This is a genomic window from Mesorhizobium sp. M0923 (assembly GCF_040319365.1).
GTDB lineage: Bacteria > Pseudomonadota > Alphaproteobacteria > Rhizobiales > Rhizobiaceae > Mesorhizobium.
In genome coordinates, this window is record NZ_JAMYNW010000032.1 from 12,518 (window position 1) to 32,102 (window position 19,585).

Annotated in this window: 23 protein-coding genes and 2 pseudogenes; 7 read left to right on the forward strand and 18 right to left on the reverse strand. The window is 59.2% G+C overall.

From position 1 onward, the window contains the following. Positions 1–119: 119 nt before the first annotated feature. Positions 120–1,358 (reverse strand): extracellular solute-binding protein, encoded by a 1,239-nt coding sequence (locus tag NKH89_RS32725; protein ID WP_352911409.1) that lies wholly within the window; start codon positions 1,356–1,358, stop codon positions 120–122. Between the two features lie 107 nt (positions 1,359–1,465). Further along, positions 1,466–2,101: a GntR family transcriptional regulator gene (locus NKH89_RS32730; RefSeq protein WP_502896975.1), complete on the reverse strand. Its 636-nt coding sequence runs from the start codon at positions 2,099–2,101 to the stop codon at positions 1,466–1,468. Between the two features lie 135 nt (positions 2,102–2,236). Between NKH89_RS32730 and NKH89_RS32735 the strand changes: the two genes are divergently transcribed. Then, a complete protein-coding gene (locus tag NKH89_RS32735) occupies positions 2,237–3,376 on the forward strand; it encodes a mandelate racemase/muconate lactonizing enzyme family protein (protein ID WP_352911414.1) in 1,140 nt (379 codons plus the stop codon). 299 nt (positions 3,377–3,675) lie between these two features. Beyond that, the gene (locus NKH89_RS32740) at positions 3,676–4,116 is read left to right on the forward strand and encodes a hypothetical protein (protein ID WP_198030477.1); all 441 of its coding nucleotides are present in this window, start codon (positions 3,676–3,678) and stop codon (positions 4,114–4,116) included. On the opposite strand, the gene NKH89_RS32745 is transcribed toward NKH89_RS32740, so the two are convergent. From NKH89_RS32745 to NKH89_RS32765, 5 genes are all read right to left on the reverse strand, one after another. Continuing rightward, positions 4,109–5,416 (reverse strand): NRAMP family divalent metal transporter, encoded by a 1,308-nt coding sequence (locus NKH89_RS32745; RefSeq protein ID WP_023718527.1) that lies wholly within the window; start codon positions 5,414–5,416, stop codon positions 4,109–4,111. The two genes, NKH89_RS32740 and NKH89_RS32745, sit on opposite strands and share 8 nt — an antisense overlap. Positions 5,417–5,587: 171 nt before the next feature. Next, entirely contained in the window at positions 5,588–6,304 is a 717-nt protein-coding gene (locus tag NKH89_RS32750; RefSeq protein WP_352911418.1) for a pentapeptide repeat-containing protein, read from the reverse strand. 594 nt (positions 6,305–6,898) lie between these two features. After that, positions 6,899–7,264, reverse strand: a complete 366-nt coding sequence (locus NKH89_RS32755; RefSeq protein WP_023721803.1) for a hypothetical protein — start codon at positions 7,262–7,264, stop codon at positions 6,899–6,901. 144 nt (positions 7,265–7,408) lie between these two features. Then, positions 7,409–7,786: a VanZ family protein gene (locus NKH89_RS32760; protein ID WP_245278716.1), complete on the reverse strand. Its 378-nt coding sequence runs from the start codon at positions 7,784–7,786 to the stop codon at positions 7,409–7,411. Positions 7,787–8,194: 408 nt separating this feature from the next. Then, entirely contained in the window at positions 8,195–8,755 is a 561-nt protein-coding gene (locus tag NKH89_RS32765; RefSeq protein ID WP_352911421.1) for a methyltransferase, read from the reverse strand. On the opposite strand from NKH89_RS32765, the gene NKH89_RS32770 reads away from it, so the two are divergent. Both NKH89_RS32770 and NKH89_RS35920 read left to right on the forward strand, forming a co-directional pair. Further along, positions 8,691–8,945, forward strand: a complete 255-nt coding sequence (locus NKH89_RS32770; RefSeq protein WP_352911444.1) for a hypothetical protein — start codon at positions 8,691–8,693, stop codon at positions 8,943–8,945. The two genes, NKH89_RS32765 and NKH89_RS32770, sit on opposite strands and share 65 nt — an antisense overlap. Positions 8,946–8,966: 21 nt before the next feature. Next, on the forward strand, positions 8,967–9,218 hold the full coding sequence (locus NKH89_RS35920) for a hypothetical protein (RefSeq protein ID WP_502896973.1): 252 nt from the start codon (positions 8,967–8,969) through the stop codon (positions 9,216–9,218). A 278-nt stretch (positions 9,219–9,496) separates the two neighbouring features. Here the strand turns inward: NKH89_RS35920 and NKH89_RS32780 are convergent, their stop codons facing one another. Further along, on the reverse strand, positions 9,497–9,763 hold the full coding sequence (locus tag NKH89_RS32780; protein ID WP_352911424.1) for a DUF2285 domain-containing protein: 267 nt from the start codon (positions 9,761–9,763) through the stop codon (positions 9,497–9,499). 563 nt (positions 9,764–10,326) lie between these two features. Here NKH89_RS32780 and NKH89_RS32785 point away from each other — a divergent pair. Further along, entirely contained in the window at positions 10,327–10,857 is a 531-nt protein-coding gene (locus NKH89_RS32785) for a Ros/MucR family transcriptional regulator (RefSeq protein ID WP_023721808.1), read from the forward strand. Here NKH89_RS32785 and NKH89_RS35925 read toward each other — a convergent pair. Further along, positions 10,847–11,116, reverse strand: a complete 270-nt coding sequence (locus tag NKH89_RS35925) for a DUF736 family protein (protein ID WP_084643003.1) — start codon at positions 11,114–11,116, stop codon at positions 10,847–10,849. The genes NKH89_RS32785 and NKH89_RS35925 overlap by 11 nt on opposite strands. Before the next feature lie 323 nt (positions 11,117–11,439). After that, positions 11,440–12,000 carry a DUF1003 domain-containing protein gene (locus NKH89_RS32795; RefSeq protein WP_023721810.1) on the reverse strand — a complete coding sequence of 187 codons (561 nt, stop codon included), beginning with the start codon at positions 11,998–12,000 and terminating at the stop codon, positions 11,440–11,442. 861 nt (positions 12,001–12,861) lie between these two features. Here NKH89_RS32795 and NKH89_RS32800 point away from each other — a divergent pair. Further along, complete coding sequence (locus tag NKH89_RS32800; RefSeq protein WP_023721812.1) at positions 12,862–13,284, forward strand: YidB family protein; 423 nt, start codon at positions 12,862–12,864, stop codon at positions 13,282–13,284. A gap of 25 nt (positions 13,285–13,309) precedes the next feature. Here NKH89_RS32800 and NKH89_RS32805 read toward each other — a convergent pair whose 3' ends face one another. The 7 genes and pseudogenes from NKH89_RS32805 to NKH89_RS32835 form a co-directional block, all read right to left on the reverse strand. Continuing rightward, on the reverse strand, positions 13,310–13,528 hold the full coding sequence (locus NKH89_RS32805) for a KTSC domain-containing protein (protein ID WP_352849003.1): 219 nt from the start codon (positions 13,526–13,528) through the stop codon (positions 13,310–13,312). Between the two features lie 84 nt (positions 13,529–13,612). After that, on the reverse strand, positions 13,613–13,843 hold the full coding sequence (locus NKH89_RS32810; protein WP_352496536.1) for a hypothetical protein: 231 nt from the start codon (positions 13,841–13,843) through the stop codon (positions 13,613–13,615). Positions 13,844–14,043: 200 nt separating this feature from the next. Beyond that, positions 14,044–14,247 carry a CsbD family protein gene (locus NKH89_RS32815; RefSeq protein ID WP_031194857.1) on the reverse strand — a complete coding sequence of 68 codons (204 nt, stop codon included), beginning with the start codon at positions 14,245–14,247 and terminating at the stop codon, positions 14,044–14,046. Between the two features lie 152 nt (positions 14,248–14,399). Then, positions 14,400–14,700: pseudogene (locus NKH89_RS32820) on the reverse strand (DUF1236 domain-containing protein). A 62-nt stretch (positions 14,701–14,762) separates the two neighbouring features. Beyond that, complete coding sequence (locus NKH89_RS32825) at positions 14,763–15,014, reverse strand: hypothetical protein (RefSeq protein ID WP_352849001.1); 252 nt, start codon at positions 15,012–15,014, stop codon at positions 14,763–14,765. A 1,378-nt stretch (positions 15,015–16,392) separates the two neighbouring features. Then, positions 16,393–16,482: pseudogene (locus tag NKH89_RS32830) on the reverse strand (CopG family transcriptional regulator); the annotation flags it as partial. 64 nt (positions 16,483–16,546) lie between these two features. Beyond that, positions 16,547–17,392, reverse strand: coding sequence for an alpha/beta hydrolase (locus tag NKH89_RS32835; protein ID WP_352911429.1), 846 nt, complete (start codon positions 17,390–17,392; stop codon positions 16,547–16,549). Between the two features lie 128 nt (positions 17,393–17,520). Here NKH89_RS32835 and NKH89_RS32840 point away from each other — a divergent pair, with 128 nt between their 5' ends. After that, on the forward strand, positions 17,521–18,105 hold the full coding sequence (locus NKH89_RS32840; protein ID WP_352911431.1) for a CGNR zinc finger domain-containing protein: 585 nt from the start codon (positions 17,521–17,523) through the stop codon (positions 18,103–18,105). Positions 18,106–18,218: 113 nt separating this feature from the next. Here the strand turns inward: NKH89_RS32840 and NKH89_RS32845 are convergent, their stop codons facing one another. After that, positions 18,219–19,541 carry an MFS transporter gene (locus NKH89_RS32845; RefSeq protein WP_352848998.1) on the reverse strand — a complete coding sequence of 441 codons (1,323 nt, stop codon included), beginning with the start codon at positions 19,539–19,541 and terminating at the stop codon, positions 18,219–18,221. Positions 19,542–19,585 lie beyond the last annotated feature (44 nt).

The window sequence follows — 19,585 nt, forward strand, 5'->3', positions numbered from 1 at the left end:
GTCTCGGACAGTTCGCCGAGAGCCCGCATAGGCAGATATCTGCTCGAGCTTATTATCATGAATCTGCGATGCGAAAGCACCGTCCCGTTGCGTTCTGAGCACGGCTGCACGTCCGGGGATCAGCGGAGCGCCGCCTCCAGGCCCTGGATCATGCGGTCTACTGCCTGTTCCGGCGTCGACTGACCCGTCAGCACCGACTGGAAAGCGGGATTGACGACATTTTCGGACCAGCCCGCGGCGCCGACGAAATTGTTCGGCAGGCGTCCGAACTTGAGCGTTTCCGTCGCCGCATTATAGATCGGATTGCCGGTGATCCGCTGATCCTGCAGCGCAGCGGCGGAGGCCGGAAAATAGCCGGTCCCCTCGAGCAGGGCCAGGGCAGCGTCCGTTTGGCCCCAGAAGCTCACCCACCGCCAGGCAGCCTCGATATTGTCTTCCTTCATGACGCCGTTGCCGGCGTACGCGACGCGAGCGACATGCGCCTTCGGACCGGCCGGCATCGGCGCGGTCGAGAATTGTTCGCCCTGCTTCATCGCACTCGAGATTTCGTTCAGCGAACCGGTATGATGCCACACCATCGCAGTCTGCCCGGTGCGGAAGGCTTCCATGATCTGACGGTAGCTGTCGTGGGGCGCGCTCGGCGGCACGACCTTTTCCTTCAGGAAGAGATCGGAATAGAACGTTATCGCCTCAATCGCCGCGGCCCTCTCGATGGCCGGCTGCCCATCCTTGACGATCGGCGAGCCGAACGCCTCCATGACATCGATGACATATTTGAAACCGCCGGCGCCGGCGCGCATGCCGAAGGCATACCTGCCCTTCGAAGGATTGGTCAGTTTGCGGGATGCCTGAAGGAATTCGTCGAAATTTCGGGGTGGCCCCGCCAGTCCAGCTTCCTCGAAATAGTCTGCGCGGTAGTACATCCAGTCAACGAAGGCGAAGGCGGGAACCGCATAAATGACGCCATTGCTTGAAAGCCCGGTCCAGCGGTTGTCGGGAAAGTTCGCCTTGCCCTCCCACCCATTCACGCGCTCGGTAAGATCGATCAATCCCTCCATCGCGGTAAGATCGGCGAAGCGCTCGGCGATCACCATGGCGGTATCGGGACGCCCGCCGGCCAGCACGGCCGATGAAACCTTGGCCATATATTCCGAGTTCGGGATGTTTTCCTGGATCACCGCCACATCTGCATTCGCTGCCTGAAACAATCCGATGATCTTGAGTAAGCTGGCCATTTCCGACTGACTGGTGAAGTGGTGCCAGTAACTGATGGCACTCGCGGCACGGGCACCACCAATGCGCCCTGCCATCGCGAGGGTCGCCGAACCCACGAGAAACTGCCTTTTGTTCAACCGCATGCGAACCTCCAAGATATCAGATCAGCAGACTGATCGATCAGTTGGAGTGTTGGGTAACATCATTTCCCAAGCCGTGCAACCGCGCCGGAGAGGCAAGCAACGACGTGTCAGACCAGACCAAGGTTCCGCTGCATGGCCGCCTGGAAATGGGACTGCAGCTTTGCTTCGGCAGCGTCGGCATTCCTGGTGCTGCAAGCCTCAAGGATGTCGAGGTGTTCCTTGAGCGTCCGGATCATGATCGGCGAGGTGACTTTGCTGTCCAGCCGCAACAGACGTAGATAATTGTGCATGCGCCGATAGGTGCTATCGATCAAGGGATTGCGCAGCGCGCCGATGATTGCGCCATGCAGCTCTCCCTCCAGCGCATCCATCTCCTCCAGTTGCTCCTTTCCCACACCCTCCCGTTCGATGCGCCGGACCAGCCGAGAGTGCCGCATTTCCAAGGCATTCATGACGGCTTCATCGCCCTGCTCGGCAAAGACGCGAATTGCCGAACGCTCTATGATGGCGCGGAATTGGTAGGTGGCGCGCGTGAGCTCCATGCCAGGTTTTATGAACTGGATTCCGGAGCGTGGATGGATGGTGAGAATTCCTTCCGCTTCGAGCTTGCGCAGAGCGTCACGAAGCGGAGCGACGGGCACGTCAACAATCGCGGACAGTTCGCTCTGCGAAACGAATGCCCCGACCGGAACGCGCCTGTCGAACAAGCGTTCCAGAATTCGTTCGTAGGCAACATCGCTCATACGGGTGGCCGCCACCAGGGTATGAGAGATGGCTTTTGATTTGCCCACCACTTGCGGCACCTCCATTGATTCGGTACTGAGACATCTTAGCTGATAGATCAGTGCGTTATACTAAACGATCAGAAAGCCCCTGTGATGAGCCTTTCGCATTTTCGTATAACCCGATTTCAGTTCGCCCGCGACCGGGTAATCGGGGACAGTCAGGTTCGAGCCGACGATGTAAACGTCGCTGCGCTGGAACTCGTTTCGAACAGTGGTGAAGTGGGACTGGGCTTCATCCAGACGCTCTTCAATCCCCTGCCCGACCAGACTGAGATTGAGACCGTTTTCGAAAACGAGGTTTGGCCGGGGCTGAAAGGACATAAGGCGATCGCGCTGGTTCATCGTGTGAACCGCCCGCGCGGTGGCAATCAGCGGGCGTACTCCCTGCCTTTTCATGAAGCGATCCAGGTGGCGCTTTGGGATCTTGCGGCAAAGGAAGCTGGCCTACCCCTTCACGTGCTGCTCGGCAGTCGTCGCAACCGTGTGAAAGCCTACGCCAGTGGCCTCGATTTTCACCTCGACGATGATGCTTTCGTTTCCTTGTTTTCCCACGCGGCATCGCTTGGCTATTCCGCTTTCAAGATCAAGGTCGGCCACCCGGATTTCGATCGCGATCTGCGGCGCCTGGAGCTGTTGAAAACCTGCGTGCCGGCAGGCTCGGAAATCATGATCGACCCGAACGAGGCGTGGACCTCGAAGGAAGCGCTAATGAAATTGGTGGCGATCCGCGATGCCGGCCACGATCTTCTCTGGGTCGAGGATCCAATCCTGCGTCACGACCACCAAGGATTGAGAATGCTCAGGCAAGCAATGACATGGACTCAGATCAACAGCGGCGAGTATCTGGATCTTCAAGGCAAACGGCTTCTTCTGGAAGCCCACGCAGCCGACATCCTGAATGTCCACGGTCAAGTCACCGATGTTATGCACATTGGTTGGCTGGCCGCCGAGCTCGGCATCCCGGTCAGCATCGGCAACACCTTTCTGGAGATCGGCGTGCACATGGCGGTCGCGCTTCCGGAAGTCGAATGGCTGGAATATTCGTTTCAGAACTTCGATCATCTGGTGGAACAGCCCATCGAAATCCGGGCCGGCTACGTCTATGCGCCCGATCGACCTGGCCATGGATTGGTACTGTCCGAAAACGCGCGCGGCGAATGGATGAGACCAAGGCGCCTGGTACGGTCGGAACTGGGTACCGCGCCAGAAAATGCACGCCTCCCTGGCAAGTGAGTGAATGACCGAGCCAGCTTGCGAGTTGGCGATGCATGGCGCAATTCACGCCACCTCGAAGACCACATGTCCGAAGAACGTGCCGACACGATGCGCGCGATCATCTCCTGGGGCGCTACGCGGAGTTGTTCGGCTACGACGAGCCGTCGAAGCAATTCGACCTCGAGAACCCGGCGTGAGCGAGTTCGCAGGGCTGTCTTCTCAGGAACATTCCATGATTTCGATCGAACAGGCTGCCAATTAATTTGGGCATCGTCCTGCCGCGCGGGTCCGGGATCGGGTTCCTCGGTGCTGGAATTATGTTTCTCAAGAAGGAACTGAACGTGTGCGACCTCAATACTGCGCCGACCCGCTGGTCTTCCGCCGCGTTCGGCGTCCTCGCCAAGCCCGCCGGACGCTCCTCGCCGCGGTCGCGGCTGGTTAACCGAGTTCGAGCCCAGTTTCTCGTCCGTGTGGTCTGCCGCAATCCCGACGTCGGCATCGGTCATCTGAGCCTTCGGCGCCTCGACCGCCCCGATCTGAAGAGCACCCGCGCGTTTCGAGGTAACGTCCAGCAATCGGCGACAACCCGCAACCAATGCCGGTTGAAGCTGTTGTGGGACGGCTCGGCCTCGAGCCTGCGGTTTCGGCAGCGCGATAGTCTAGGGCGTCGAGACCTTGATAGAGTGTCGAAGATAGCTTCCGGCCTGGTTTCCACCGCCATACGAACTGCGGCGGGTGATCAATTGGCTGTCACATGAACCAGCTCATGAGCATTCCGACCATGCACATCGCCATAGCGATCGTGGAGGCCCATCCCAGCCAGCGCAGCCAGCCCTTGACGGTGAAGTCGCCCATGACCTTTGGCTGGCCTGTCATTATCATCATGACCGTCATGACCGGAACGGCGACGACACCGTTGACGACGGCTGTCCAATACAGCGCCTTGATCGGGTCGATTGGACCGAACGTGATCGCTGCTCCGAGCCCCGTGGCCGCGGCAAGAGTGCTGTAAAACGCCACAGCCTCCCCAGGTCTGCGCGACAACCCCACGGGCCATCGTCTCGCCTCGCCAATGGCGTAAGCCGCCGCGCCGGCCAGGATCGGTACCGCCAGCAACCCTGTCCCGACGATGCCGAAAGCGAAGATAGCAAAGGCAAAATCGCCGACGATCGGCCGCAGCGCCTCGGCCGCCTGAGCGGATGTCTCGACGTCGGTGATGCCGGCTTTGTTCAAGGTCGCCGCGGTCGCGAAGATGATCGCCAGCGCGATGACGTTGGAGAATGCCATGCCTATGAGAGTGTCGGCGCGTATTCGCGAGAACGCGTCGACCGCCTGACGTGGAGCCCTCAACAACGATTTTCTGCGATGATTTGCGTGGACCTCTTCGGCCTCCTCTGACGCCTGCCAGAAGAAGAGATAGGGCGAAATCGTCGTGCCGAAGATAGCGAGAAGCGTAGTGAAGAACTCGTTGCTCCAGACAATTCGCGGGACCAGCACGCCACCCAGTGCTTCGGCCCAGGGAACTTGCACAGCAAACACGACAGCGACATACGAGAACAGGCTCAACGTCATCCATTTCAAGATGAGCGCGTAGCGATCGTAGTTCACGAAAACGATTCCAATTACGCAAATGGCTGCGAACAGGACGACATAGAGAACGGTCGGGCCGCCGATTAGAAGCTTCGTCGCATCGGCCATGGCGCTGAGATCGGCGCCGATGTTGACGGTATTTGCGATGAACAGAAGAGTTACGATGGACTGTAGAAGCCAATTCGGATAGTGGCGGCATAGATTGCCTGCGATGCCGTGGCCGGTGGTCCTTCCGATGCGCGCACTGATTTCCTGAATCGCGACCATCAGAGGATAGGTCAGCAGCATCGTCCATCCGATTGCGAACCCGAGTTGGGCCCCCGCCTGGCTATAGGTGCCGATCCCGGATGGATCATCGTCCGACGCGCCAGTGATGAGGCCCGGCCCCAGTCTGCGGAGGATCGTCTTCTTCACGGGAGAGACAGATGAACTCGGTCGATTTTTCTTGGAAGCCGCCAGCTCATCCATTGCGTTGGGTCCACAGAGCAAAGCCAGCAGCACCAGTAGCTGCCGCGATTTCGCCAATAGCAATACCGTAGAAACGTGCCACTTTGGCGGAGGATCTGCGCCCTCCGAAGGCAGAAGTTACAGGTTCGAATCCTGTCGGGTGCAGCATTGCCGCAGTTCGCTTGCCGACAACTATTCCTGCTGGAATTGACAGGGCCAATCTTCAGGCCTCGTCAAGCCAGAAGGCAACTCGGTCCGGGCGTCTCCGCAAGCCATGTTGAGCTGCCACTGGGACAGACCCGCCGAATTGGAAAGATCGACACCCTCGATACGGGTCAGAAAGAAAAAGGCGCGGTCAAAGTCTATCGGCGCGGTGAACGTCGCTCCTCGGAAGTCCGCCCGTGCGAGATTGGCAAACGAGAAGCGGCTGCCGCTGATATCGGCGTCATGGAACTGCGCACGCCCCAATTCTGCCTTTGTGAAATCAACATTGGTCAGATTGGCGCCCTGGAAATTCGAGCGCTGCATTTCCGCGCTCGCAAACACAGCGCCCTGCGCGTCCATACGGCTGAAGTCGGTCCTGTAGGCCTCGATTCTGTCGAACCGGGCGCCTTTGGCGGTCGAGTCGGCCAGGGAAGCACGCACAAGCGTTGCCTTCTCAAGATTTGCCGCACGGAGATTGCTGTTCCTGAGGTCGGTCGAAGTGAAATCAACACCGAACAGGTTCGCCCCGCTCAGGTCCTGTCCTTCTAGGATGAGAAGCTTCTTGTCACACTCGTGCCAATTAACGCCAAGCGTCGCGGCTGCGTCGCAATTGTGAGCAGCAGTGGCGTTCTGCCAAGCAAACACAGTGCAAACCGCTAGAGCCAAGCCGGATGCGCCGTAAGCTCTGGTTCGCCTCAAAGTCATTGTTGCTGGACCTCTGCTACTCGCCGACACTCAACCTTACCACATCTGCTGACACTCGAGCCACGGTGACCACCGCCGTCACAGTTAGCGCATTTCTCATATTCACGATTTGATGTTGATCAACCGATCAACCCGCGCGTGGGGCGCGATTTGCGAGCGCCTCCCCATATCATCGCCGGTCCAGCAGAGCGCCCTGAAAGAATCGCCAGCCCTAAAGCGGACTATAACGCTAGCATCGACTACGCGCGCGCAGAAGCAAGCCGTGAAAACGTGGTTGTGAAGATCATCGAGTAGCGTGCCGGCTAAGCGTATCTCTAGGGAGCGAGGATGATCACGCCGCCAAGACGACACGGCGTGCCGATCGCGAGATACTGCCAGGAGGCCATGGGGCCGGGATTCCAAGCCATCGTAGGTTGCCTGCTTGGGCCGGATGGACGCGAGGCGAAATCATGCAATCCCCGCGACGGCTCATCGCCGCCGACAATATGGACCCAGAAAGAGAGGCGAGGACGGAAGCGGAGCTTGCGATTGCCGAGCGATGGTCTTCTTGCTCGTCGGTCCTCTCTAGTGGGTTCCCGGGAGGGCGATGCAAAGCTAAGTCTCTGCGCGGCGACGCCACCACGTGAGCCCGCAAGCGAAGACCCAGTTGAAATAGATGAGGGCGATAACCGGCCCGGCCAGGGGACCTTGCAGGTGCCAATAATCAAGGAAGTACCGTGCGCCTTCTGATAGCGTTCCATACGCCGTACCTACGAGCACGACGCATGCGGTAACAAGCAATCCGTTAGCGATATGGAGTGAAGGTATAGTGCGCAGTGCGTTGAGCCAAGCGGCAAACGAGACCGCAGCTAATGGCAGGCAACTCAACGCGCCCGCGATCCACCCGTGGCCAGCGCCAGCCAACGCGATGAAACCGAACAGCAGCAAGGCGCCGAACAGCGAGGCGATGACGTATTTCATGCGTCTAGTTCCGGGACTCCGAGTCCTTCTTAGCTACGGCCATCCCATTCTCCTCGCGGAAATCCTTTAGCGAAGCGTGCCGCAAATCCTATTCACCGCGCAAGTACTTTACGCGGCCAGCCCGTACTTGCCAGGATGCGACCTCTAGGAGAAGCCGTCAGCTAATTTCTTTGTCCAGCTTGCAATCGCGAGCCCGCACGCGATGCCGACACAATCGGCAAACCAGTCGAAGATATCCATGTCGCGACTTATTATTTGCATGCCCTGCAGTATCTCGATCGCGCCGCCAGTAAGGGCGAGAAAAACTATCAGCCTTGCTCTGTGCTCTGGCCAACCAAGACTGCCGATAGCCGTCAACACGACGAACGCTGCGGCGTGATTGAGCTTGTCATCGTGAGAGGTGAACCCGAAACCAAAATTCTGCAAAAGCCACACCGGTGAGAGCGCGAGCACGAGGACACCGGCCAGTGTGACCAGAAAAGCAATCCTTGCCACGATGGGAAAAGGTCTCGCACGCAACAAATCAGGCCACTCCTTTTATCCGAACCTAGGACGCCGCTACTTCGAACATAGCCATCCGCACGTGGCGGCACATTGGGGAACAGAGTCCATTGCCGCAGATGGCTGGGAAAAAGGTAAATTGGAATCTCGGTAGGCTTCTGCGTTTAATACGGCAGTATCAGGGCGGGCGTCAGAAGCAGGCTGCGATCGGTGCCACCGACCAATGCAGCAATCGGAGGGGGAGTTTGCTGCGCGTACCGAACCGGCCACCCGGTTGTTCACCAACGGCGGCCGCGCCAGCAAGAGCTGCAGCGGAAAAACCAAAACGAGCTGCTCGGGCGGCAGCAGCGACAAGACAGCCGCAACCGCAATCAAGTCGCGGGGCGCCTCGGAGATCCCTGCGTCCGAAAATCAACGATTCAGCCACGGTCAGCCCGTGAGGCGCGCACGAAAGAGCGTGGAGCCGTCCGCCAGGCGCGACCTCGAAATATCCCGGAATCCAGCCTCGGTCATCCACGCGCGATACTGACCTTCAGTGTACGATTCGCCGTGGCGATAGAGGTTCAAGAAAGTGACATTCAGAAAGACACCCTCAGGCGGGCCGAGGCGGTCGTCATCGACGACACCCCACCCCGCAATTGCGATCTCGCCTCCGGGTGTGAGGCAACGTGCCGCGTTCAGGATCGAACTGCGCGCCTGGTCCGGCGGAAGCACCTGGACGACGGCCTTCAGGATCGCCAGATCGTGCCGACCGATCGATGGAGCGACAGTTATGTCCCCCTCTTCGACGACCACGTCGTCTGCACCGTATTCTGACAGGATCGCTGGCGCGACCGCTGCGACCGTTGGGAGCTCCATCAGCGTCGCCGCAATCTGCGGCCACCGCTCCCGAAGTCCGACAAGAATGGTCCCGGAGCCCCCGCCGATGTCGATCACCGAACTGATCGCCGAGAGGTCCATCTCCCGGGCCAAATGTCGGCCGAAAATCACCCCGCCCGGTGCGAGCCTGCGGCTGAAAGCCGCCGCGGGCCTCGGCCCCCGCTTCGGAGAAGTCGTGCAGCGCAGCCGGCCGGTTCTGTCGCAGCGACTCTGCCGTCAGCAAGTCGGCTCCCCAGAGCTCCCGCAGGAGGGCATGATCGCCGCCGCGATAGGTTGGCTTGGACGCGTCGAGGAAGGCTGACGCTTCGGCTCCGTTGCGAAATTGACCATCGTTGACTTCGAGAAGACCAATGCTGGCGAGCGCGTAGAGGAGCCGCGACAGACGATCGGGCTCGACTTGGAGCGCGGCCCCAAGGCCGTCAGCGGTCACCGCGCTGCTCCCGAGCCGGGTGAAGATGCCGAGGTCCAGCCCGGCGCGAAGCGCCAAGGCCGCGGGCACCGCTGCGATCAGTTTGTCGATCCGATCAGAACCAACCATGCCACATCTCCTTGCGCAATCCAGGACCGAGTTTGAGGCTCGGAAGATCGGATTGGACCGAGGCGGCGCTGTCCTCACCTATCCAAGCTGAAGAGTTGTGCGACCGACCGTGAAAAACACGCCGCACTCTACAGCACGACCGGTCTATCAGGCATTGCACCACGCCAGTGGCGTGGAATTGGGTTGGGCTGTACCCGGTGCGCGGGTTTGTGAAAGATCATACCCGCGCCGCTGCTTAGCTACTGAAATTTGGGACTTCAAAATGCCGTTCAAACGAGCCGTCCATACCATTCCGATCTTCATCGCGGTGACTTTCACCAGATCCTGGCTTCGCAGCGCGCCACCGGAAAGAAGATATCGATAGCCGTCATCCAGTGCGCGCGCGCTAGATGCGTCTGCCAGGCTGTGAAGGCCCGCTCCGGCTCCTTGTCCGAATCCACGTGCAGAACGATCCTAGAAACTTCCCTCCAATCGGCCCCTTCGTCAGAAGCATCAAGCAGGCGGATAAAGGTAAGCAGGTGCTCTTCGTCGTAGCCAGGCGCCTCGTCGGCAACGTCGGTGTCTAGCAAGGGCTTGAGCATGGCCCAAGAGAAAAACGCACCCGTGGCAAAGCGTCAAGCGAGAAAAGCTCGCCAGAACGCTATCGTAATCACGATCAGATTGCGCACCAACTCCGGATGCTGGATGGCCGTTCTGAAGCGCCGAGGCACCCGAACAGCCGGGGATGTCTGCCTGGCGATGCCGAGGGCGCGAGAGTTCGGCGATATCATCGCCGCTGCTTCCGCGGGCTCATGCGCGTGTCGCGCAGACCGGTCCGGCTGTAGCCTTCGACGTCAATGGGACGCTGACCTGGCACTTCTCAGACAGCGGGCCCAGTGATCTGGGCCTCGTTCCTGCCGCTGCCGATCGGTGGCATTGTGTCGGACCTCGACCCCGCCGAATAAGCTGCTGTTGCATTGCTTCATCAGCAGGCTGCCAACCTCGAGCGCCTCCCAACCTTGTCTGGAGCTGATGAAAGCGAAGCGTGCCGGTTGATATTTGCAACGAATGAGGTTTGTTGGCGGAAACGACGAATTGTTTGCCTGATTCCGAAATAAACAGCTCATCCGTTTCAACGCGTGCCATTAGACAAGAGGAAAACTCGATGAACGTTTCTCCGGACCGAAACAACCAGGCTGATCTCACATCAATTACGGCCGACATCGTTTCCGCCTACGTGTCGAACAATCCCTTGCCGGTCGGCGAGTTGTCGAAGCTGATTGGGGACACCTATGTTGCTTTGCAAGGGATCGGCACGCCTGTCGTTCCGGCCGCAGTCAAGCTGGAGCCGGCGGTGTCGATCAAGAAATCAGTGTCACCTGATTTCATCATCTGCCTGGAAGACGGGAAGAAGTTCAAATCCCTCAAGAGGCACATCGGAGTTCATTACAATTTAACGCCCGACGCGTACCGCCAGAAATGGAGCCTGCCGTCCGACTATCCGATGGTGGCGCCGAACTACGCAGCCACCCGCTCGGCTCTTGCGAAATCAATTGGGCTCGGGCGCAAGGCGGCGCCCGCACCAGCAGCGGCAGAAAAACCAAAACGAGCTGCTCGCGCCGCGGCGGCGACAACAACCGCAACGGCCGTCAAGTCGCCGGTGAAGAAGGCGCGCAAGGCACTCGTCAAAGCGTAGCGTGCTGCACCCGATAAGGAGCTCCAAGCAGTGTCGTACCTGAACGTGGCGAAGCCCGCCTTTTGCGACGGGGCTCCGTGTTGGGGCGGATCACTCTGCGGCGCGGCGGGAAAATGATGAGCGAGAACTCGTTTTTTGTCTGGGTATCGACCACGCTTGCATAAATCGGAGCAGGAAAGCTTGGATCGTCGAGCTTGACCGAGTGATATTCGCGGCTTTCGCGACGTCTTCCATGCGGTGCCGACGCGCTCGTTCTGATTGACCTGCTTCCGGCCCGCTCAGATGAACCTCGCGGGTAGGGTGGAGGCGCTGGCCGGCTTCGGGCTTAGCACGGGCGACATTGCCTGCGTGCTCGCCACAGACGAGCAGGTTTAAGGCGACCTATGCCCATAAGCTCGAGAGCGTCGCCATCAAGGCCGACGCACGGGTCACCGAGAACCTATACCGCAAGGCGAGCGGTGAAGGTCGAGGGCCGTCACTGAAGCACTGAAGCAATCTTCTGGCTGAAGACCAGGGCGCGCCGGAAGGAGACGTCGATCCATGAGCTAGAGGGAGACACATCAGTGACCTTCGTCACCACCTTCAGCGCTGGTCCAGCTTCTTCGCAGTCTCCCGCTGCTTCGATTCGATCTCGTCCAGTACTGCTTCTGGCGCAATGTCTCTCTTAATCTCGCCGACTTCTATATCGCTTAAGGCTGGTTTTACACTCAACCGATCCGCAATTGAATCGACAAGTTCAGTAAGCTTTGTGAGTTCGTGCTCCGTTAGCAGGCTCACCTGAAGGTCCAGATCCGCCCGTTTATCTGCGGCAACTGACATCCGGTTTTGGCTGATCAGTACAAAGGTCGAGAGGAATATGGCCTCGACGGAAGCTACCATAGCCAATATCACGAATGTCGGATCAAATGGCGGAGTGATCGGTATCCAGCCCAAGTTCAAGACGATCCAGCCGCCATACACGGCCAAGTGAAGGTACACGAAACGCATACTGCCCGTAAAAGAAGTAATCGCCTCAGCGATTTTCTCTTCCAAAGTTGCATCGCTTGCTTCCTTCGCCCGGCGCTCCTCAATCGCTTGGATATTGCGTTTCAGTGTTTGGCTGAGTTCAGTCGGAGGTGGCGGAGGCAACGTTGGAGAATCCATGGAACACCCGTTGGATAGCTATCGGTCCTGCCACTCAGGGCAACGTACAAAATCATGGATAGTCGACTTTGTTCCCGACTAGAGCCATCTAATCATTGGCTCCGCTTTTTACCGGGGCCCGGGGTCTTAGACGCTTGGCGCCACCAAACGGTGGTTTGCAGTTTGCGCACCCTTGGGGAGGTCAAGTTGCCGAGCGCAGTGGTGTCTCCACGCGGCGGTAAGGCCGCTCGGGACTGGGCATCGAGGCTCAGCGCACCGCGGTCGTCCAGGGGGTGCTACGGCCCTCTGTTTAGGGCTCGGAGTGCCCGATGTCCGGTTCCGCCTCTACATCGTGACGCGGGCCCCTCATGGGAACATCGCCCAGGACCGATGAGCACCACGTGCTGCAGCCTTCCGACTGATCCTTCCCGGCAACCGCCGTCACGACTATACCGAATGCAAGCGAAATGGCGAGGGCGACACCCATTGGGAGATGATGCATGCCTGCCCGCCTACCGAGCGCTTGGAAGACGGTCGATGGAACGTTTGGAGATAGTCCCATCACCGCCTCAACATGCCTAACGAACCGTTATGCGGCTGGCGGCACGGTGCTGCTTGATCGAACCATCGTCGCAGGCGGGGGTTCTGCCCAAGACAACAAAAGCCCGCCGACCGAAGCCGACGGGCCAAGTGCAACCAACAGCTGATCACAATTTGCTGTCTGGCCGGAGTACAGGCACCAACACGCGAAAGGGCCGAAAGTTCCGCAGATGCTAATATACAACATGTGCGAGGCTGGCCCGGAATTCCGGTGGGAGATCCGACCCGGCGGAACCTTTCAGAGCCGCATGCCTTGTCCCTTTTGGATGAAGGAGACGACAAATGAGCCTTGACATAGGAAAGGTCGCCATAGCGTTGCTTGGCCTGCTTGCCTACAAGAACAAGGACAAGATCGGCGAGCTGATCGCGGGAAAGAGATCGACAGATCCCAATAGTGCCGGCTCGCCCGGCGGCCTCGGCGACATCCTGGACCGCCTCAGGAATGCAGGTGCCGGCGACCAGGTTGATTCGTGGGTAAGTAAAGGATCAAACCGACCCGTTCAGCGGGAGCAGGTTGAAAAAGCAATCGACCCGCAAACGTTGAACGATCTGGCCGAGCAGACCGGATTGTCCCATGACGAGCTTCTCGATCGGCTCACAAGAGAACTCCCTGACGCAGTGGACAAGCTCACTCCCGACGGCCAGTTGCCACCGAGCAAAGGTCCAAGTCTCCTGGACGAGGTCCCAAGGACTGGTCGCACTTAGCGCCACCTCGCCACGACATGTCAGGTCATCCCGGGTCGCTATCGCTCGCAATCAAGCGGTACGGAAAATGATTGCGAATGTGGTCGTTAAAGTAGCGGCCCTTCGCGAACGCGGCTTTGAATGCCGCAAAGGTCTCTGGCGGAACACCCTCAAACTCGTACCGCTTGCCGCTGGCCACGAACCACACCGAAAGTACCTTCCGCTCGGGATCGTACTCCGTTTTGCGAATCGAGGTAGAGGGCATAAAGGATCAACGAGCGGAAAAGCCGTCGCGTTCCTCGTATTTGATGGCGGGGCGCAAAGGAAGCCCGGCGGCGCGACCGTCCCTCTAGTTCAGCGCCGGCGGCTGCCCTGGCCTGAAACTTTTCAGAGCGGCAGCGATGCCCATCATGATGGACGGGTCAGGAAAGTCGAGCAAGCGCAACGTGCCCGGCTCCTCGCCGCAAACGCAACGGATTGGCACGATTTGGTAGTCATCGTCGAACGGCGTGCCGCAGCCGTTTGCAAGAAAATCATATTCCGGGAAGCAGGCCTTCAGGAATGCTTCGACCTCGCGCAACACCGCTTCGGACCGAGCCCCTGAAGGTGGCAGGATGACGAAGCTATCGACCTCGTCGCTTGCCGGAGTACCGGAAGTATTGATGGCAGTAAGCATGAAGAACCCGACATAGCTCCTGGCGACTTTGGAACCAAACGCGGCATCTCGCGCGTTCCGTGAGGCTGCCCGCCGCCGTATGCCGGCGGCGGGCGCATCGTCCGCTACCATGATTGGCGGCTGTACCAGTCATCGACGTCGGATCGGACCCTGTCCTTTTCGATGCCGTAGCGTTCCTGAATTTTGCCTTCGAGCTGGTCACGCTTTCCGGCAATTAGATCGAGATCGTCATCAGTGAGCTTGCCCCACTGTTCTTTAACTTTGCCTTTGACCTGCTTCCAGTTTCCTTCCACGCGGTTCCAGTCCATGGTTTTCTCCATCAGGCGATCGCCATAGTTACGAAACGATTGTCACCGGTTTTGGTTCTACGAAACGAAAGGCTTCCCGATCAGTTGCTTGGATCGGCTGAACGCAAAAAGCCCGCCGCACCTTTTCGGCACGGCGGGCTTCAGGTAGAAAATCAGTCGTAGATCTTAAAAGTTTTGCGGGTACCTGGATCAACCAGGACGGTTCGTCCCTCGGCGACTACATAGCGGTACTGAACGTCCGGCACTTCGTAAAGCTCTGACTGTGTCGGGCAGAGCGGTGCCAATGTTGAGCTCAGCACAGGGAAGGCTCAGGGATGCTATCGGCTTCTTCTTTACATATTCCCGGATCACCATGTCTTGCTCAGGCTGAATGATGACGTCCTGAGCGGCGGCGGTTCCGATACCTACGAATAGAAAGATTCCTGTGGCAGCAGATAAAAGTTGCTTTCCCATATAGCAATCCTCCAGCGAGGCAACCTTCCGCTACGGTGCTTGATGCTTCCGTGCGAGGCTACTTACCTAAACGGGCAGAAGGACTTGTTGGAGCGCTCCTCGCCTGGGCCAGATCCAAGGGCCTCAAGCTCGCTGATCTCTTGGGCCGGGGGCATGGTGCCGATGCGGTCCCAGAACGCCTTTCGCTTCTCCGCCAGCGGGTCAGCCTTTGGATCGAGCTTGTCGCCCACCTCTTTTCGCCAGCTGAGCTTGTCGGCGTCGGTGTGGATGTAGGGCAGCTGCTGCGCACGAAGCGTCGCCGGCCCGACATACACATGACTTGAGCGCTCGATCTCGGCGACCCGGAGGAAGCGCTCCGCGATTCACCAATGTTCATGACGCGCCTCTTTTTCCTGCTGTTCTGCTCCTCGCCGCCGTCCGTCCGGTTGATTGTCACCGTGCACGTAATCAGTTTGTTCCAGTCCGGGCCGTGTTCGATGACGTTATGAAGCTCGGAAATCTCTTCAAAATAGTGCTCGATCGTAATGGGGCCGTTCTGATGGTCGTAGACGAGAACAGCTTTCCAGCGCTTATCGCCATGAAGCGATACAACGTGACTCATGCCGAATTTCTCCTCCGGTCAGCAAACAAATCCGGCTGGATTGCTCGCGGGCCAAAGCCTTGACCACCCGCTCGTATAGCATGCCTACAAGCGCAAATCTTAAAGGCACGACGCCGCGAAGGTCCTGCGCGATGAACTGCAAGCTCGCCGACCGGGCAAGCATCCCAATTACCAACCAGCGGCCGGCGCGGCGCTCAACGTCGCCTTTTCGGCGGACAGCCCAGGTCTCTGAGCGGGCCCAACGCGGGCTGATCGGAGCCACCTGTCACCAATTTGGGACAAAAAAGCGTGCAGCTAGGCCGCCTTCATGAGCTCTGCCACTTGAACGCCCAGCCGGAACGCCTGACCGTCTGCAAACGAACGCGCGTAGCTCTCAGATGTAAAAGGGACCGTGGTAGTGGTGCCGCTGACCGTGACGCGAACCGACCACTCTTTGTCCCTAACGATTTCAACGGCATGTTGCTCATGCCGAGCCATGCATTCCTCCCAGAATCTTCCGTTGAGGATGAGGAAGATAGCGTCTTGAAACTGGTTTGCATACAAACAATCCGACACCGCAAGGTCGAAATGTCAAAAAACAGCGCACAGCAACGCCTCAGCTCATGGTCCTATCCACTTGCGGCCGGCCTAATTCCCCATGGACAAACTCGAACGACTGAGTCCACACACGTCCGACACACAGGTTAGAAACGCTGCCCGGGGCTGGTTTCGCCGCTCGCTTCTGGTCAGCCGCTTCGCCCCGAGGCAATGATGTTCGGCGGACGCGTTCTCGTTTCGACTGCGATCCCCAGCTCACTAGGTCGGTCAAGCACGAGAGGCAGTTTCTCAGCTGGAGAAGGTTGGATGTGGGTTCCTCCCACCGCCAATGGACCCTGCCCCAACATTCTCTGCCACGGCTCGATGGCGCACGTACCGCGCAGAACCGCGGGCTTTCAAGAAAAGCTGGTAGCCGCGCCGCCGCTAGTCTCCTTTGTCTGGTCGATCGCAGGCGACCTGGCATGGAGGCATGGCTGTGAACGTATCTTGTCGTTAGCACTGGACGGATTGCCCCGCCAGCTGCAGATGGCCGTCTGATCGGACCGCCCATCAACGATGTCCTCGGAAATCTCGTGGCGCAGCTTCGGGCCCCTGGTGAGCCGTCGACCGACCGCGGCGACGAACGCGTCGTATCGCTCGCCAGCCTAGGCCCGTCATCGCATTTGTCGAGCAAACTGTCCTGAGCTTGATTGAGCATTCAGTATGAACTCACACATCAGGGCCGCGCACTCCTGAGGGTGCGTCTCGAACAGGAGGTGCGCCGTGTCGTGGATGTGCATGTCCAGGTGATCGACTCGCGGGCATAAGCGAGTACCTCCTCGACTCTAAATACGGATCGTGCCGCCCCCAGAGCATGAGCGCGGGCGGCTGATGATCGCGATGATAGGCCGATATCTCCGGAAAGCGGGCGACGTAGCGGCCATACTCGGCGAAGATCCGGAACTGTATCTCGACCAGCCCCGGCCTGCGCATCCGTTCCCAATCGAGATGCCAGCCCTCGGGCGCGAACAGCGGCTTAAGCTGATCCGGGATGTCACCGACATAAGTGTGCCGCACGCCCTCGAAGTTCAGCCATTCCGCGAGTTTCGCGCGGTTTTCCGGAGTGGGATCCGCCCAATAGACCTTGTTCGCGTCCCAGTCCGGACCGAGGCCCTCCTCGTGGGCATTGCCATTCTGGATGATGAGTCCGAGCACACGGTCGGGGCGGGCGAGCGCCAGATAGTAAGCGACGGGTGCGCCGAAGTCGTGGACGTAGAGGAAGAACCGCTCCAGCCCGATCTCGTGCGTCAGCGCGTCGATCGTCTGCGCCAAGGCCTCCAACGTATACGGATAGTCTTCTGGCGCCTCCGTGAAGCTGAACCCGGGCAGATCGGGCGCGACGACCCGTGCCACTTCCGCCAGCGGGTTGATGACGTCGCGGAAGCTGTACGATGAGCTGGGCTGGCCGTGGAGCAGCAGGACACCGGGCGCATCGCGCCGCCCCGCCTCGCGATAGAACAAGTTCACCCCGTCCACTTCGACCGTATGATGCTTGGCTTTATGAACGTTCAGCATGGCCGTTTTCCGTCTTTGGTTTGCAGCGAGCGAAGAAACCTGATAAATTGGTCAATCCGGTTACGTTTTGTAACCATGTAACGGAATATTAAAGGTTAAGTTCCCTGTCGCCCGATCCCACGGCCTGGGTGCCAGAGCACTTCATAGGCGGCCACGCCGCCCTCGACCTTTCGAACGCCGTGTATGACCGGCGAAACCCGCCCCTGCACAATGAACTCTTCAACTCCCCTCGCGATATCGGGACGTGGTTGCTCGCCGCGGGGTTGGCAGACGAACAGGAAGCAGTGGCCGTTGCCGAGATACGGGATCGGCACTTCCTCCACGAAGTTCGTGACATACGGGAATCGTCATACGCGCTCTTCGACGCGATCGCCTCAAATCTGGAGCCTCCCTCGCAACCGCTTGGTCTTTTATGCTCACGCGCCGCAAACAGGTTGGGAGCCCAGCAAGTCGCGTGGGATGGGACACGGCTCGCTCTGGCGTCTGATCAATGGGAAGACCCAGCCTTGGTGACCGCATTCCTTGCGTTCTTGTCCATCGAGGCGTTTTTTACGCTACCCCGCGCAAGGCTCCGCGTGTGCCCACGATGTGGGTGGCTCTTCGTAGACATCTCACGGGGCGGAAAACGTCGCTGGTGCAATATGCGGGTTTGCGGGAATCGCGAAAAGGTAGCCCGCCATCGGGACCAAGTGGCATCGTACGAGGTAAGATGACAACGCATCCCGCGCCATGGCCTCATTCGTCGCATATTGTGGGCTCCGGATTCAAACATCATGGCGCGTCGTTGTGCCACCGGCGAGCTCGGCGCGAGCTGACTATTCGTTTGTTACAGGTTTGTTGAGGTTTCCCCCGGCACCGAAGGTGTCCCCGGATGCCAGTTCGCAGAGCTGGCGATCAGTGCAGCAAAGGCAAAGACCAAGCTTGCACCGCTGATGCCTGCCCAGCCGGCCTGGGCCCAGCATACTCCAGCGAGACTGGAGCCGGCCGACCCACCCAAGAAGAACAACCCGGTGAAAAGCGCATTCATGCGTCCGCGCGCCTCCGGTCGGACTGTGTTGATGGCGATGCGGCCGAGCACCTGGTCGGCGACAGTACCGAGATTAAGCAGAACCGCCCCAATGGCCAACGCCGCGAGCGACAGCCAGGGGAAGCGATCCGCCTCCCAGAGACCCCAGCCGCCGGAAGTTGGCAATCCGATGAGCACGACGCCGATGAAAGCCGACAGGTGTGCAAATCGCGTTGCGCCATCTGACCAGCCTCGATCGGCGATCCGGCCCGTGAAAGGCGCAATCAACGCAGCGGGTATGCCGACCAGTGCGAAGGCTGCAATGCCAATCTGGTCGAGCCCGAATGGTGGCTCAGCAAGCCTCAGGGCGACCGCCGTCCAGAAAACATTGAAGGCAGCCATCAGCAGGAACTGATAAAGCACGCGACGGCGCAGCAATGGCTCTTCACGGATCAGCTTCCAAAGCGATCCGATGAGAGCGCCGTACTGAAGACCGGTCGCCGGGCGATGAGCCTTGACAACGCGCGCAAGGATCAGGCCGAGCACAGCAACCAGTACGGCCATGATACCATAGAATGCACGCCATCCAAGAAACTCGGCAGCCAGGCTTGCGGACGGGCGCGACAGGAGGACGCCCACCACGATGCCGCTCTGCACCGTGCCCACGATGCGGCCCCGATCTTTTTCCGCCGCCAGTCTCGCGATGACCGGAACGAGCATCTGCGCGACCGTGGAGGTGATGCCGACGGAGGTCGAGGCGACAAGAAAAAGTGCCGCCGTTGGGGCAAGCGCGCTGGCAATCAGCGAAAGCACCATGAGGACAAGTGTCAGCCCGATAAGCCAACGGTTCTCCATCAGATCGATGAGCGGGACCAGGAAGATCAGTCCGGCTGCGTAACCAAGCAGTGTGACGGTCGGAACCAACCCCGCCATTTCCGGACCAACCTCGAATGTAGTCCCAATCAAGCCGAGCAACGGTTGAGAGGCATAGAGGCTCAATACGATTGCGGCGATGGCGGCGGTGAAAACTGGGACCAAGCGGCCCTCGGTGGCAGAGGCATTGCTTCTGCCAGGGTAATCGAGAGATGACGTTCCGTGTCTGCGCCGTGGCACGAGTTGGAAGATCAATTGGGAGACCGACATCGGAGATACCCTCTTTGGGAGAAAATGGCCGAAGGCGTCGATGA

Excerpts from the sequence above, each read along its gene's own strand:
- NKH89_RS32725 (WP_352911409.1), bottom strand. The coding sequence starts at position 1,358 with ATGCGGTTGAACAAAAGGCAGTTTCTCGTGGGTTCGGCGACCCTCGCG.
- NKH89_RS32730 (WP_502896975.1), bottom strand. The coding sequence starts at position 2,101 with ATGAGCGATGTTGCCTACGAACGAATTCTGGAACGCTTGTTCGACAGG.
- NKH89_RS32735 (WP_352911414.1), top strand. The coding sequence starts at position 2,237 with ATGAGCCTTTCGCATTTTCGTATAACCCGATTTCAGTTCGCCCGCGAC.
- NKH89_RS32740 (WP_198030477.1), top strand. The coding sequence starts at position 3,676 with ATGTTTCTCAAGAAGGAACTGAACGTGTGCGACCTCAATACTGCGCCG.
- NKH89_RS32745 (WP_023718527.1), bottom strand. The coding sequence starts at position 5,416 with ATGGATGAGCTGGCGGCTTCCAAGAAAAATCGACCGAGTTCATCTGTC.
- NKH89_RS32750 (WP_352911418.1), bottom strand. The coding sequence starts at position 6,304 with ATGACTTTGAGGCGAACCAGAGCTTACGGCGCATCCGGCTTGGCTCTA.
- NKH89_RS32755 (WP_023721803.1), bottom strand. The coding sequence starts at position 7,264 with ATGAAATACGTCATCGCCTCGCTGTTCGGCGCCTTGCTGCTGTTCGGT.
- NKH89_RS32770 (WP_352911444.1), top strand. The coding sequence starts at position 8,691 with ATGTCGATCACCGAACTGATCGCCGAGAGGTCCATCTCCCGGGCCAAA.
- NKH89_RS32780 (WP_352911424.1), bottom strand. The coding sequence starts at position 9,763 with ATGCTCAAGCCCTTGCTAGACACCGACGTTGCCGACGAGGCGCCTGGC.
- NKH89_RS32785 (WP_023721808.1), top strand. The coding sequence starts at position 10,327 with ATGAACGTTTCTCCGGACCGAAACAACCAGGCTGATCTCACATCAATT.
- NKH89_RS32795 (WP_023721810.1), bottom strand. The coding sequence starts at position 12,000 with ATGGATTCTCCAACGTTGCCTCCGCCACCTCCGACTGAACTCAGCCAA.
- NKH89_RS32800 (WP_023721812.1), top strand. The coding sequence starts at position 12,862 with ATGAGCCTTGACATAGGAAAGGTCGCCATAGCGTTGCTTGGCCTGCTT.
- NKH89_RS32805 (WP_352849003.1), bottom strand. The coding sequence starts at position 13,528 with ATGCCCTCTACCTCGATTCGCAAAACGGAGTACGATCCCGAGCGGAAG.
- NKH89_RS32815 (WP_031194857.1), bottom strand. The coding sequence starts at position 14,247 with ATGGACTGGAACCGCGTGGAAGGAAACTGGAAGCAGGTCAAAGGCAAA.
- NKH89_RS32835 (WP_352911429.1), bottom strand. The coding sequence starts at position 17,392 with ATGCTGAACGTTCATAAAGCCAAGCATCATACGGTCGAAGTGGACGGG.
- NKH89_RS32845 (WP_352848998.1), bottom strand. The coding sequence starts at position 19,541 with ATGTCGGTCTCCCAATTGATCTTCCAACTCGTGCCACGGCGCAGACAC.